12 protein-coding genes are annotated in these 14,405 nt (G+C 47.6%); 6 read left to right on the forward strand and 6 right to left on the reverse strand.

Annotated features, from left to right (window positions below; translation table 11 throughout):
- The first annotated feature begins 340 nt into the window (after positions 1 to 340).
- Together ispB and BFC18_RS10715 are read left to right on the forward strand one after the other, a co-directional pair.
- Positions 341 to 1,315: an octaprenyl diphosphate synthase gene (gene ispB / locus BFC18_RS10710; protein WP_070125570.1), complete on the forward strand. Its 975-nt coding sequence runs from the start codon at positions 341 to 343 to the stop codon at positions 1,313 to 1,315.
- Positions 1,316 to 1,483: 168 nt separating this feature from the next.
- Complete coding sequence (locus tag BFC18_RS10715) at positions 1,484 to 2,092, forward strand: PEP-CTERM sorting domain-containing protein (protein WP_070125555.1); 609 nt, start codon at positions 1,484 to 1,486, stop codon at positions 2,090 to 2,092.
- Between the two features lie 105 nt (positions 2,093 to 2,197).
- On the opposite strand, the gene pepQ is transcribed toward BFC18_RS10715, so the two are convergent.
- Together pepQ and BFC18_RS10725 are read right to left on the reverse strand one after the other, a co-directional pair.
- The gene (gene pepQ, locus BFC18_RS10720) at positions 2,198 to 3,517 is read right to left on the reverse strand and encodes a Xaa-Pro dipeptidase (RefSeq protein ID WP_070125556.1); all 1,320 of its coding nucleotides are present in this window, start codon (positions 3,515 to 3,517) and stop codon (positions 2,198 to 2,200) included.
- 124 nt (positions 3,518 to 3,641) lie between these two features.
- Positions 3,642 to 5,657: a transglycosylase SLT domain-containing protein gene (locus BFC18_RS10725; RefSeq protein ID WP_070125557.1), complete on the reverse strand. Its 2,016-nt coding sequence runs from the start codon at positions 5,655 to 5,657 to the stop codon at positions 3,642 to 3,644.
- Positions 5,658 to 5,997: 340 nt separating this feature from the next.
- On the opposite strand from BFC18_RS10725, the gene fadB reads away from it, so the two are divergent.
- Together fadB and fadA are read left to right on the forward strand one after the other, a co-directional pair.
- The gene (gene fadB, locus BFC18_RS10730; RefSeq protein ID WP_070125558.1) at positions 5,998 to 8,148 is read left to right on the forward strand and encodes a fatty acid oxidation complex subunit alpha FadB; all 2,151 of its coding nucleotides are present in this window, start codon (positions 5,998 to 6,000) and stop codon (positions 8,146 to 8,148) included.
- 18 nt (positions 8,149 to 8,166) lie between these two features.
- Positions 8,167 to 9,330, forward strand: coding sequence for an acetyl-CoA C-acyltransferase FadA (gene fadA, locus BFC18_RS10735; protein ID WP_070125559.1), 1,164 nt, complete (start codon positions 8,167 to 8,169; stop codon positions 9,328 to 9,330).
- 54 nt (positions 9,331 to 9,384) lie between these two features.
- On the opposite strand, the gene BFC18_RS10740 is transcribed toward fadA, so the two are convergent.
- Positions 9,385 to 10,353, reverse strand: a complete 969-nt coding sequence (locus tag BFC18_RS10740) for an integron integrase (RefSeq protein WP_070125560.1) — start codon at positions 10,351 to 10,353, stop codon at positions 9,385 to 9,387.
- A gap of 858 nt (positions 10,354 to 11,211) precedes the next feature.
- On the opposite strand from BFC18_RS10740, the gene BFC18_RS10750 reads away from it, so the two are divergent.
- The gene (locus BFC18_RS10750; protein WP_070125562.1) at positions 11,212 to 11,736 is read left to right on the forward strand and encodes a Pycsar system effector family protein; all 525 of its coding nucleotides are present in this window, start codon (positions 11,212 to 11,214) and stop codon (positions 11,734 to 11,736) included.
- A 2-nt stretch (positions 11,737 to 11,738) separates the two neighbouring features.
- Positions 11,739 to 12,062, forward strand: a complete 324-nt coding sequence (locus tag BFC18_RS10755) for an adenylate/guanylate cyclase domain-containing protein (protein ID WP_070125563.1) — start codon at positions 11,739 to 11,741, stop codon at positions 12,060 to 12,062.
- A gap of 17 nt (positions 12,063 to 12,079) precedes the next feature.
- Here the strand turns inward: BFC18_RS10755 and tnpC are convergent, their stop codons facing one another.
- From tnpC to tnpA, 3 genes are all read right to left on the reverse strand, one after another.
- A complete protein-coding gene (tnpC, locus tag BFC18_RS10760) occupies positions 12,080 to 13,579 on the reverse strand; it encodes an IS66 family transposase (protein ID WP_070125564.1) in 1,500 nt (499 codons plus the stop codon).
- An 86-nt stretch (positions 13,580 to 13,665) separates the two neighbouring features.
- Complete coding sequence (tnpB, locus tag BFC18_RS10765) at positions 13,666 to 14,016, reverse strand: IS66 family insertion sequence element accessory protein TnpB (RefSeq protein WP_070125565.1); 351 nt, start codon at positions 14,014 to 14,016, stop codon at positions 13,666 to 13,668.
- Positions 14,013 to 14,330: an IS66 family insertion sequence element accessory protein TnpA gene (tnpA, locus tag BFC18_RS10770; protein WP_070125566.1), complete on the reverse strand. Its 318-nt coding sequence runs from the start codon at positions 14,328 to 14,330 to the stop codon at positions 14,013 to 14,015. The genes tnpB and tnpA overlap by 4 nt, the downstream gene beginning before the upstream one ends.
- Positions 14,331 to 14,405 lie beyond the last annotated feature (75 nt).

Here is a 14,405-nt window from a genome sequence, read left to right on the forward strand (position 1 = left end):
TCAATACGCACCCGGGGATGCCGAAAATCAACAATTGCCAGTAAAATTTCATCAAACTAAAAACACCAAGAAATTGATTCTATTGGTAATTTTTGTAACGCAACCAGACTATTTGTTCTTGTTGCCGTTAACTGAAATTCACAACAAAGTGATGTCGACACGGGTTTTGTGTGGAGGGTATTTTACGGATATATGACATAAATTAAATAATTAATATGCCTATTAGCTAAAATTTTTCTCACCATTTCAGTTTTTTAAGTTATCCGGGTGGATACCCCAACAGATTCAGGTACAATCACGGCTTCAAATGAATTCAGCAAAATTTACTCACGACATGCCAATGGACATCAATGCGATCCGCGAGCTAGCCGCAGCGGATATGAAAGCGGTAAACGCGCTTATACAGCAGCAAGTCGACTCCGATGTTGCCCTCATCAATCAGTTAGGCTTTTACATCGTCAACAGTGGCGGCAAACGTCTGCGCCCGTTGCTTTGTGTTTTGGCTGCACGATCCATGGGGATCACCAGCGATCAACACCACACTCTGGCCGCGATCATCGAGTTTATTCACACCTCCACGCTGCTTCACGACGATGTGGTAGACGAATCTACATTGCGCCGTGGTCAACAAACAGCAAACGCACTATTTGGTAATCAGGCCAGTGTTTTGGTGGGTGACTTCCTCTACTCTCGCTCATTTCAGATGATGGTAAGCCTGAAAAGCATGCGGGTGATGGAAATCCTCTCCGATGCCACTAATCGTATTGCCGAAGGAGAAGTGCTGCAACTGATGAACTGCAACGATCCTGATACCACAGAAGAACGCTATTTCGATGTGATCTACGGCAAAACTGCACGCTTGTTCGAAGCGGCAACGCAGCTTGCTGCCGTGCTTACTGAACAGCCTGCACCTATTGAATCTGCCATGCAGGATTACGGAAAGCATTTAGGTACCGCCTTCCAGTTGGCAGACGATATTATGGATTACGTGGCCGACAGTGAAGAAATGGGCAAGAATGCCGGTGATGATTTAGCAGAAGGGAAACCTACGTTGCCCTTATTGTATGCCATGTGGCATGCCAAAGATCCCGACGATCAGGCATTGATCAGAGAAGCGATCGAAAAAGCCAATGGCCTTCCTCATCTTGCACGCATTCAGCGCATCATGGATGAAACCGGTGCACTCGATTATACCAAACGCTGTGCAACTGAAGAGGCAGACAAGGCGGTAAAAGCCCTCGACCCTGTTCCAGAATCCGATTTCAAACAGGCTCTCATTGCGCTGGCACACATTTCTGTAGAGCGCACCAAATAGCGCTCAGTCGCCGTTTCAAAGGTACTCAGTCGTTAACGCTGGCTGAGTACTCTTCATTAATTCTTTAATTTCAGTCATTTTCTCTTGGAATCGGTCAAAATTCAGGCACAATAATCGCTTACCATTTCTTCGGTTTTTAATACGGATATTATTAAAGAGGTAAGGATTATGAAGAAATTGACCATTCTCTTCTGTTTGATTTGCAATTTCGCATTTGCAGACATCATCAATTTTAATACTAACTCAAACAACCTGTTTCCAAACGATCTGGTGATCGCCGACAACTTCGTGTTTACCGAAATGGGGCAATCCATGACTTTGGGTACAGCCATGAATGATATTCCCCTAGTCGCGAGCAATGGCACCGTTCATCTTATTGATTGGGCTGGCGCCGGTATGATGTCTTTTATGCGGATGAACGCTGTCGACCAATCGGCGTTTTCACTCAGCGCTTTCGATTTTTCCAGCGGTTATCTGGATGGCTCAAATATGGCGGGTGTACTGTTTGTTAGAGGGTTCGACGCCAATGGCGTGATGACGGGCATGGAACGCTTCAATGGTGCCGACTTCACCTTCAACGCCTTCACCACCTTAAGCTTAGGTGCGGCGTTTGAAAATGTGAGCTTTGTTACCTTCATGGCGCAGGGCCCGCAAAATCGTGTGGGCTACGATAACTTTGTAGTGAATCAGGTGGTCAGCGTATCAGAGCCCGCTAGTCTGGCAATCCTGCTCGCTGGCATGGCTGGCATAATGTTGAAGCGTCGTAAAACAACTTAATGCTCCGGCACAAATTTATTCACGCCAATAAAAAACCGGCTAGTGCGGCAAACATGCAATAGCCGGTGTCGTTTATAACGCAATGATCTGTTGCGATCATCGTTATTAGTTTAATCCGAGATCACGGGTCATATTCTCGTTTTTGTCACGATGAACAATGATATTGTCCTCAATACGTATGCCGCCAAACGGACGATACTGGTCTACTACATCCCAATTTATATATTTCGAATTCTCGCTAGATTTCAAATCTGCAAGCAAACTGTCGATGAAATACAATCCTGGCTCAATAGTGAACACCTGACGAGCTTCTACCAAGCGGGTACAACGTAAGAACGGATGCGCTTCTGGTGCCGGTTTGGGTGTGCCGCGATCGTCGGCCACTAAACCACCCACATCGTGTACTTGCAATCCGAGGAAGTGCCCAATACCATGCGGGAAAAACGGTGCAGTAATACCCGCATCCACTGCATCCTGCGGCTGCATGTTAATAATGCCTACGTCGTGAAGTACCTGAGCAATGCCATCGTGGGCAAGCAAATGAATATCGGTATAGGCCACGCCGGGCTTCAACGCATTTGCTAGTGTTACTGTGATGTGGTCGACGCGGCGGATCAAATCTTCAAAACGGGCATCAGAGCGACTGTACGTGCGGGTGATATCGGCAGCATAACCATGAAACGACGCACCCGCGTCAATTAAGAATGAACGAGAGTCTGTTGGGGCATCTAAATCGCAATGCATGTAATGCAATACCGAAGCGTGCTCGTTTAATGCCACAATGCTGTTATACGGTAAATCGTTGTCGCCGTGACGAGCAGCACTATTGTAGGCTTGTTTAATAGCAAACTCGCTCTCTCCCGCCATGAAAGCATTCCGGGCGGCCTGGTGGCCTTTCACTGCCAATTCATTGGCACGACGCATACACGCCATTTCATAATCGGTTTTATAGGCCCGTTGAAAATGCAGGTAGTTCAACGCCCGGTCTGGATTCACAATGTTAAAGCCGAGGGCCTGAGCCACTTCAATATATTCGCCCACATAGGCGTAATTCTTCTTATCGTAAGGCAAATGCTTTTCAACGGCATCTGCCTGCTTAAGTAGCACGATATCAAATTCTTCTGTCCAGAAGTCATTCGGCTCGGGGGGAACCTTATGCCAGAAATCCACTGGACGGTAAAAAATTAGCTTTGGTTTATCACGGCCATTTACCACCAGCCAACAGTTCGGATTATCGACCACCGGCACCCAGGCTTTAAAATGCGGATTCACCTTAAACGGATAATCGTTATCATCGAGAAACAGCCTTTTTGGTTGGCCTGCGTGGATAACAAGACCATCAAGTCCTTCCCGCTGAAGCGCTTCTAACGTGCGGCTTTGAAGGGTGGCGATGTGATCCTTGTAAGTATCGGCGAATGTGGTCATAAAACCTCTGGTTCTGTCTCGCGTGTACCCTCGTCAGTTCGCACTAACGGGGCAATCGCGTTGAAATAATTATAACATTTAGCTTATCACGCCGAAGATAACGTGAAAAACGGGTGGGGAGATCTTATTTTGGGGCGAACGTGCTACCAGACGCGCTGCCCGGCCCCATCAGGCCATCTACAGGAGGAATGGCTGAGCGCGCTAGCTTCTCAAAAATACCAGAAGATTCACCCATTTGATGTTCGTAGATATAGCGATACGCCATTACCGCTTTAACGTAATTTCGGGTTTCTTTATAGGGAATGGTGTCGATCCAGATATCGGTTTCCATGGTCTTCCCTTCCGGAAGCCACTTCATTACCCGGCGCCATCCCGCATTGTAAGATGCGGAAACCAGCACCGGATTATCGCCCATTTTATCCATTAGGTAGCGTAAGTACTGCACTCCAAAATGCACATTCTGATCGGCATCGAAAAGTTCATCCGATGACACTTTTTTCTCAGCAATGTAACGGGCTGTACCTGGCATCAGTTGCATCAAACCGCGGGCACCGGTTGGCGAAACGGCGTCTACCATGAAGGAACTTTCTCGACGTGCGATGGCCATGGCAAAGGCGGGCTGAATATCAAACGTGCGACCCACATCGTTAAAGCGATCGGCATACGCCATGGGAAAACGTTTCTCAACGTCATCCATAAACCCACTTTGCGTAAAACTGATTATTGCCTGATCAAACCAGCCCCACTCGTTAGCCAATAAGGCTGCATCTTTCACCTGTGAGGTTTCCAACGATGTCACCATATAATGCCACTCACGTCGGGCATCGATTAACCGTCCGAGTTCCAGGAACTCTTTTGCCCGTTTGGCCGCTGGTCGGTTGGCGATCATCGCAATGGTTTCGTCGCTGCGAGGGGTTTCGGCATGCCGCAAAGTGGGCTGCTGATTCACCCGGGCGCTAGCCATAAAGCCGTAATAGTGCCTTTCGCCAGCCAGTTTTCGGTAACGCTCTTCAGCCTGTTCGGGTAACCCAAGCGCTTCTAAACTGCGAGCTTCCCAGTAACGATATGCTTCATCTTGCTGAATCGTTGCTGGCGCTTGTGCAATTAAATCCAGTACATCCTGCCAGCGCTCATGGCGCAGCAAATAAGACATATGCCAGCGTTTCACGTCTTCTGCAGCACCGTCGATATCTGCCCGCTTCAGCCATTCATCCGCCTCGGGTTCGTCGCCTATGGCTAAACTCAGCGCAATAGCCCGGCTAACATCGATATACTGCTGCTTTGAAAACACATTGTAGGGCTGCCACAAATACCAGGCTTTAATTGCTGCCTTAGGGTCTTTCCAACCCAGCTTCTCCATGCCGTACGCCAGCATTTTACTTTCTATTTGTTTGTTCTTAAGTGGGAAGCGCGACTTCTTTAATACCAGCGAAGATGAGGTACGAATTTGCAACCACAGATCGGCTAAGTAATGTTTAGACAACGGCAACTTGCCTTTCAGATAAGGCACCAGTTTCGGGTTGCCTACCAAAGCGGCTTTTTCGATACGGCCGAGTATGAGGTCATCGGTTAGCCTGCCCGCTTTCTGCCAGCGACGAAATACCGGGTCGCATTCATCGGGTTGCGAGTCGCCTGCCAGCCAGAGTGGTTCGACTTTATCAAGCCAGTAGTCTGGCTGGGCGGCATCTTGTAATTGATACTGCAGATACTGACAGGTAATGGTGGTGCCCATGCCATCGCGGTAATTCGCCAGGAACGCTTTTTTCTCGTTATGTTTAGCTAAATAGCGCAACCAGCGACCACGCAGACCATAGGTAAACGGCTGATTGTGATAATTCAGTAAGAACGCTTCGATATCGTCGCGGTGAGCCATATCCATGCGTTGATCAATTTGCTGACGCAATAGATACGGATAAAGAGGATAAGAAGACAAGGCTTCAACCTCGTCTTCAAGCTGTTTCACTTTTTGCCGACTTGCACGACCAAGCTGCTTTTCGAGCGCAATAAATTGGGCTCGCTGTGCCGCTAACTCGGTTGTGTCCTGCGCGCTTGCTTTGCACGCAAATACACTCAGCCAGCTAACCAGAGCAAGGGAAGAAAACGTGAGACATTTCATGCGTGTAAACGCGAATACCTGCATTGAAAACCATCCAGCCAAACGAGTGAATGACAGAAATACAGCCAGCGAAAGGGGTTAAAATGAACAAAAAACAACCCAAAAAAGTAAATAACCGCTGGCGTACACCCAATTCTGTAACCATTATACAACCTGACAATGCGAATTCGAGCTTGATTTTTGTGCTCCGCATCGCCACTTACAAAAAAATTTAAACGCTTGTTTGAATTTTTGTTGAAATTTTTCGTGGCATTGTCACAATCAGGCCACCCTAACAGTTAGTCTAAGACATCCGATGAGACGATTTGTTGCACAATCGGTTGTTAAAACACTGACACCCTCGCTAAAGCCGAAGGAGACGAGAATGATATACGAAGGCAAAAGTCTGACGGTTTCCCTGTCAGATGACGGAATTGCTGAACTGGTATTTGATGCCCCGGGATCAGTAAACAAGTTTGATCGCCAAACCGTGGCAGAGCTCGACGAAGCCACTGTAGCCATGGCCTCACACGGCGGTATTAAAGCTGCGGTAGTACGCAGCGGCAAATCCGCATTCATCGTGGGTGCCGATATCACCGAATTCACTGCCATGTTCGAACAGCCCGAAGAAGAAGTACTCGGCTGGGTTGCTAACACCTCTCAGGTATTCGATCGCTTTGAAGATCTCCCCTTCCCAACCATCGCTGCGGTGAATGGTTTCGCCCTGGGCGGCGGCTGCGAGATGGCGTTAGCCTGTGATTTCCGTGTTGTTGATACCACCGCATCTATTGGTTTACCAGAAGTGAAACTCGGCCTGATGCCAGGCTTTGGCGGTACCGTTAGACTACCCCGCTTGATTGGCTCAGACAACGCGCTGGAATGGATGACTACCGGCAAAGACCGTAAAGGTCCGCAAGCATTAAACGAAGGCGCGGTTGATGCGGTTGTAGCTCCAGAAAAATTACTCGACGCTGCGGTATCGATGGTAGCTGACGCCGCTGCCGGCAAACTCGATTGGCAGTCACGTCGTGCTTCGAAAAAAGCGCCACTGCAATTAAACCAGAACGAAGCCATGATGAGCTTCTCTACTGCACAAGCTTTCGTTGCAGCCAAAGCGGGTAAACACTACCCAGCACCTCACATGATGGTAGAAACCGTGAAAAACGCCGCTGGTCTCGACCGCGACGGAGCACTGAAACTAGAGAACGAAGGCTTTGTTAAACTGGCGAAAACCGATGCGGCCACAGCGCAAATCGGCATTTTCCTGGCCGACCAGCTGGTGAAAGGCAAAGGCAAGAAAATGGCCAAAGCCGCCACCAAAGAAGTGAAGCAAAACGCGGTACTCGGTGCTGGCATCATGGGGGGCGGTATTGCTTATCAAAGCGCCTCAAAAGGCGTACCTGTGGTAATGAAAGATATCAATACCGCGGCACTGGACTTAGGTTTAAGCGAAGCAGCAAAAATTCTCAACAAAGGCATGGAGCTTGGCAAGGTAGACGCGAAGAAAATGGCTGCCACGCTGAATGCTATTACGCCGTCACTTGAGTACAGCGCGATTAAAGATGCTGATGTTATTATCGAAGCCGTTGTCGAAAACCCGAAAGTTAAAGGCATCGTGCTGAAAGAAACAGAAGAAGTGGTGGCAGACGATGCCATTATTTGTTCGAACACCTCGACAATCTCTATTAATCAATTAGCTAAAAACCTCAGTAAGCCAGAGCGTTTCTGCGGTATGCACTTCTTTAACCCCGTACACCGCATGCCACTGGTAGAAATCATCCGTGGCGAGAATACTACCGAAGACACCATCAATGCCGTGGTTGCCACCACATTGAAAATGGGCAAAACCCCGATTGTCGTAAACGACTGTCCGGGATTCCTGGTAAACCGCGTACTGTTCCCCTACTTTGCTGGTTTCAGCAAGCTGGTCCTCGATGGTGCCGACTTCGTTGCCGTAGACAAAGTAATGGAGAAAGACTTTGGTTGGCCAATGGGCCCGGCTTACCTGCTTGATGTTGTAGGTATGGATACCGCCGATCATGCGGCCAGCGTAATGGCCGAAGGCATTCCAGAGCGCATGGCGAAGGTGGATAACGACCCCGTTACGCTGCTTTATGAAGCATCGCGTTTAGGCCAGAAAAACAAAAAAGGCTTTTACAACTTCGGCACCGATAAGCGCGGTCGTCCAAGCAAAGAAGCGGCCGACGAGGCCTACGCACTCATCAAGCCACACAGCGCTGACGGTCAATCTTTCGATAAAGAAGAAATTATCGCCCGTTTGATGATTCCTATGGCCAATGAAGCGATTCGCTGCCTGGAAGAAGGCATTGTTGCCAGTGCGGCAGAAGCCGATATGGCGCTGCTTTATGGCTTGGGCTTCCCACCGTTCCGCGGCGGTATTTTCCGTTACATCGAAACCATGGGACTGGACAAGTTCGTGGCGCTTGCCGACAAGTACGCCCACCTTGGTCCTATTTACCAGATCACCGACGGCGTGCGCCAGATGGCCGCTGACGGCAAATCGTATTTCGCGTAACGACCCAGGGAGAAGAATATGAAAGATGTAGTAATCGTAGATGCAGTCCGCACACCTATGGGTCGTTCCAAAGGTGGCGTATTCAGAAATGTACGTGCAGAGTCTTTGTCTGCACACCTAATGACTGCGCTTGTTAAGCGTAATCCCAACTTAGACCCAGCCGAAGTTGAAGACATAATTTGGGGTTGTGTTCAGCAAACCAAAGAACAAGGCTTCAATATTGCTCGGAATGCGCAGTTACTCACCGATTTACCCCGCTCTACCGCGGCGGTAACGGTAAACCGTCTTTGTGGTTCATCGATGCAGGCTCTGCACGATGCCACCAGCGGTATTATGAGTGGTCGCGGTGACGTATACATGATTGGTGGTGTGGAACACATGGGCCACGTACCAATGACTTACAACCTGGACTTCCACCCTGCGTTGGCAAAATACACGGCGAAAGCCTCTGGCAATATGGGTATGACAGCCGAATTGCTGGGTCGCCAAAATGGCATTAGCCGTGAAATGCAGGATGCCTTTGCCGCCCGTTCGCATCAGTTAGCGCATAAAGCCCACGTTGAAGGCCGCTGGGCCAACGAGATTGTTGCTACCGAAGGTCACGATGCCGACGGCGTGCTTAAGCTAATTGATTACGATGAAGTAATTCGCCCGGAAACCACCGTTGAAACGTTATCGGGCCTACGCCCGGTGTTCGACCCGGTAAATGGTTCTGTTACTGCCGGTACCGCTTCGGCTATTTCAGATGGTGCATCTGCCATGCTGTTAATGTCGGCAGATAAGGCCAAAGCCCTTGGTCTCACACCGCGAGCAAAAATTCGTGCAATGGCCGTTGCAGGTTGCGACGCAGCTATCATGGGTTATGGCCCCGTGCCAGCCACGAAAAAAGCACTGCAACGTGCCGGCCTTAGCATGGATGACATCGAAATTGCTGAGTTCAACGAAGCCTTTGCCGCACAAGCCTTGTCTTGTATTAAACAGCTAGGCTGGCTGGAAAACTACGACGATAAGGTAAACCTGAACGGCGGCGCCATTGCACTAGGTCACCCGCTGGGTTGCTCTGGTTCTCGTATCAGCACCACCCTGTTAAACCTAATGGAATCTAACGACAAAACACTGGGGCTCGCCACCATGTGTATTGGCTTAGGTCAGGGCATTGCTACCGTGTTCGAGCGCGTTTAATCGCAATCAACGTACTTTACAAAAGGGCCTGCGGGCCCTTTTTTGTTATTGAGACTACAAGATTAGATTTGAAAGCGGGCTTATCACACCATTTGCGCCCTGCTGAAGAATATGCGTGTAAATTTGTGTGGTACGAACATCGGCGTGTCCTAGCTGGTCTTGCACAGTGCGAATATCTGCGCCTGACTGCAGTAAATGGGTAGCAAAAGAATGGCGTAATGTGTGTGGTGTGACATGCTTCAAAATTTTGGCTTCAGTAGCCCCTTTCGCAACTGCGCGTTGTACCTGCTTTTCATCAACGTGATGTCGTCTGAGCACGTTGCTTTCTGGATCGATACTTAACTTATGTGAAGGGAACAAATACTGCCATTCCAGCGTTCTGTTTCTGTCACGATATTTCTTTCTCAATCCTTCTGGAATCCAGGCACCGGCAAATTCAGGCACCTGTAGGTCTCTTGCCAGCATGGTTTCAGCTTTCTGAATTTGATTTTGTAAAAGCGGTAACAACGATTCAGAGAGTGTGGCAACTCGGTGTTTTCCACCTTTTCCAAACCATATCCGTACACATTTATAATGAAAGTCGATATCACCAACCCGCAACCGAACGCATTCCATTAGCCGAAGTCCGCTTCCGTACAACATGGCTGCAGAAAGATAATGCCTGTCATCTATTCGCGATAAGAGTGCTTTTACCTCTGACTGTGTAAGCACAACCGGTAATTTGCGTTCTTTACCACTGCCGACGAAGTTCATCTTTTCTGGTAGTGGTTGCTCAAGATATTTATTAAACAAGAACACCAGCGCATTAAGCGCTGTTGCTTGCGTAGATTGCGACGACCCTCTGCGCGTAGAAAGGTGAGTAAGATATGCTTCAACATGCGTAACATCCATACTGTTTGGATGGAGATATTTGTGAAAGCGTAAGAAGTCTGTGACCCAGTATAAATAAGTTTTGATGCTTCGCTTTGCATAGCGCTTGAGCATCATAAAGTCATAAAGACCTTGGAGAAATGCTGATTGCATATAGCCTCACTTCTTTAAAAAGAAACCAGGCTAATTGGGTAATGGACATTGAGTAACTGTACTGAGGATGAGATTCTCATTCCGCAATGTTAATCGGAATACAATACATTTTGTCGTATTTGTGCCTGCTGCTGAAAAACGACAACGCATAGGCGCTTGACTCAAAGGGTGTTTTCGCTCAGTGTTTACTTTTTAAACAGAAAAAGGTACTCCACACTGGTCTGGTGAATCTGGACAAGTTTGGGGTGAGTAGACTGTTATGTTTGAAAATGGATATTCTGAATGCATGATCTTCCCAAAAAAATATATAGGCAATGTGATCGTTTGTTGCTTAAGGTGGTATATTCGCTTACTGATGTCACGTTAATACGAAACTCTCTCAGCTATGAAGCGAAGTATTTAGTTTCACCAGATGGCATGGACGGTAAAGTAGAATTTTTCTCTATGTGGCTCAGCTCTATACAAACTAGAGCTTCCGCGTCTATAAGTCATATTTCTATAATGCTGGGCATGACGATTATTTTACTGGTAAACAAAGAACCAAACCTATTTATATCTGGGCTTATGCTCATTGAAGTTGGCCTCTATATATTTTTACTACTGGGATGTCTCTCATGCGTTCGTTCGTTAACTCTCAACGATGGTGTTGTTTTCCGTAATCTGAGAGCTAAATATAAGATTGAACTGGTTAGGCGCTTTGCAACTATGCAAGTGGTTAATTCGTTCCTAGTAGTAGCCACCTTACTCTTCTTCATTATTGTAGTGATAGTCATCGTGTAAAGAAAAAACATAACAAGGCCAGTCAGCAGGACGCTTCGCGCCTCTGCTGGCGGCGTTAGAAGACCAGAGTAAAAATTAGTGGAAGATAAACTTAACAGCGCCTTCGAGAATGTGAATAACTGGCTTCGCTACGCCGAAACGAAGAGTGCAACTCTTTTGGCAGCTAACGGCGTTATGGTCTTTGGGATCATTAGATTTCTTACCGGAATCGAGAACGAAGCACTTGTATTGCTTCTATATCTTGTTGCCGTTATTTTCATGCTAATAGCAAGCATGGTTTTGCTGTTGATTTCATTTTCACCTTCGTTAGATATACCTTGGTTATTTAAGTTATCTTCTCCCGATGAAAAAACCGACAATCTTTTGTATTTTGATCATGTGAGCAAATACACACCAAAAAAGTACTTGGAAGCCCTAGCATGCGCTGCGGACATTCAAGATCATAAAAGTAATCAACTAGAACTTATGATAGCTAAACAGATAATTGCAAATTCAGTTATTGCCAGAAGAAAATTTATTATATTTAAAATTGCAAGTTGGCTGACGATTAGTGCTGTAATCACACCGATTTTGGCGTGGGCGATTAAGGATAGAACGCATTGAGTATGAAAAAAGATATAGAAAACAAAGCCTCGGAGGTTATAGACAATTCATTCGATGTTACCGATGTTTCGATAGTCCCTGATATTGAAGACTCTCGGCTTACTTTTGGGAATACAGGACTAAGATTCACCGCCACAGTACTATATATTGACATGAGAGGCTCAACCCGACTTCTTAGTAGTCATAATCGTGTCACGACAGCTAAGTTGCATATGGTTTACTTCCATACAATTGTCACCTTAGCCAACTCTTTAGGAGGAGCAGTTCGGAGTTTTAATGGAGATGGAATGCTGGTTTTCTTTCAGGGTAATACAAAAGAAAGGTAAGCGTCCGCTAATCCCACCTATCGTTTTGCAAACTGCCATGGTAGATGTTGCTCGATACCGGTTTCGGGTTTGCTGAGCTGCTCCAGGCAGGCCATGACATAATCGAACGCATTGAGGTCGTTAGCCTTCGCTGTTTCAATGATGCTGTAGAGGATGGCGCTGGCATTGGCACCGGTTGCGGTCTGGCTGAACAGCCAGTTTTTTCTGCCGATGACGAACGGTTTAATGGCTCGCTCTGCGCGGTTATTGTCGATGGTGAGCTGGCCATCGAGTGTGTAACGAACCAGTTTATGCCATTGATTAAGGCAATACTGTATTGCCTCGCCGAGTTTTGTTTTCGGTAATACCTGTTGGGCTGATTTTATCAGCCAGGCTTCAAACTGATTAAGCAACGGCAGGCTTTTTTCTTGTCGTTGTGCATAGCGGGTTGCTGCGGTTTCTTCTTTTAACTGCGTCTCGACACGGTAGAGCTTCTGTATGTGGTTCAGTGCCCAGTCGGCTTTGCCACTGCCTTTACTGCCAGCGCCTTTTTTCGCTTCCATGAACTTGCGTCTCGCATGGGCCCAGCAGCCGACTAAGGTGGCCTGCGTTTGTTCGTAGCCCTGATAGCCATCCACTTGCAGATAGCCGCTATAACCATCAAGGAAGTCCACGGCACATCGCCCCGCACGACTATTGTGATAATCGTACAGTACGATATTGGGTGTTGACGAGCCGGTAATGGTCGCTTGCGGTGAATCTGCACCGGTGGCATACAGCCACATGTAACTGGTCGCTTTGTCAGAATCGACAACCTTCAGCGTGGTTTCATCCGCCTGGATAACCGGTTGCTTTAGCAGATGTTGATGAAGCTGGTCATAAAGCGGTTTAAATAACTCAGCGCAACGGATTATCCAGTCTGCCATGGTTTTACGGCTGAGTTCGATGCCATGCTGTTTGAACATGGCTTCCTGCCGGTAAAGTGGCAGACCATACTGATATTTGCTGGTGATTATCTGGCTTAACAAGCTGGGTGTTGCATAGCCTTTAGGGATAACGCTGTGAGGTACCGGCGCTTGTTTAACCGTATTGCTGATACCCTCTTTTTCGCAGGTACGGCACGCATATTTCGGACGTACATGCTCAATCACTTTCACCTGAGCAGGAATGAACTGAAGTTTCTCAGACTTATCTTCACCGATGCAGTGCAGTGTGCCAGCGCAGCAACCACAGACTTTATCTTCATCAGGGATATCGTGAACGATGACTTCACGCGGCAAGTCCTCAGGCAGTGGTTTACGCTTAGGTTTATTGCGTGTATAGCTGATGGTTTCCTGCTCTGGCGTTTCAACATCGGCAGTCAGTTCTTCCGCCTCATTAAACAGCTCACCCTGACCAGGGTGGCCTTCAGTACTTTTGCCAAACTGTTTTTGCTGTGCGATACGGAACTGCTCTTCCAGGTATTGATACCGGTTATTCAATTCCCGGAGCTGCTGCTCCAGTTCAGCGATGCGGCGTTGATAATCTTCTTCGTTCATAAGACTATTATCGCCGATTAAGGTACTGATTACCTGATGTTATTCAGACTATTTCGTGATCGATAAATGCTACTTATGATCACCGGTTATAAGCCGGAAGCCGTGTAGTTCAATGGCGAATGGCCTATCACATCAAAGCCCGACAATAGCCACTGCAACTGCTGCTCACTCAGGTGCATGTGCTGTAATTCAGTGTCTGATGGCCATTTGAAGCGATGCTTCTCCAGGCGCTTATACCACAGGGCAAAGCCAGTTTTATCCCAGTACAACACCTTCAGTTTATCCCGCTTTTTATTGCAGAACACAAACAACGCATCCCGGAACGGATTCAATTCCATCTGCTGTTCCACCACGACAATCAGGCCGTTGATGGATTTACGGAAGTCGACATTATCCAGATAAAGATAAATGTCAGAAGGCTCGACGAACATCTTCATTCGTTCAGCGCCTTCATCAGGTCGGCTAACCACTGTGGGCTGACATTGGCGGGTATGCGCAATGTCGAAGCAGCGCATTCAAGCGAAAGGGTCTGCGGGTCATCTTCAATACGGGATTCGAACGTGGTGACTTCGCGCTTAACGTGAACAAACTTATTGCTGGTTCGCTGAAGCCGGATGTCACTGCGTCTGGCATAAAACGTCTGAATGTTTATCTGATGCTGACGGCAGAACGCCACCGCTGATAATCCACTTTGTTCCTGACGTTCGAAAAGCGCCAGCCAGGTATTAACGTCTCGTCGTTGGTATCGCATGGTGTTCTCCTTAGCAAAAGAACACGATGCAGTAGCGACATCAGTTTTTGAATGTGGGGATTACCGGACGGTTAC

Origin of the sequence: Alteromonas confluentis, from assembly GCF_001757105.1 — a bacterium.
GTDB lineage: Bacteria > Pseudomonadota > Gammaproteobacteria > Enterobacterales > Alteromonadaceae > Alteromonas > Alteromonas confluentis.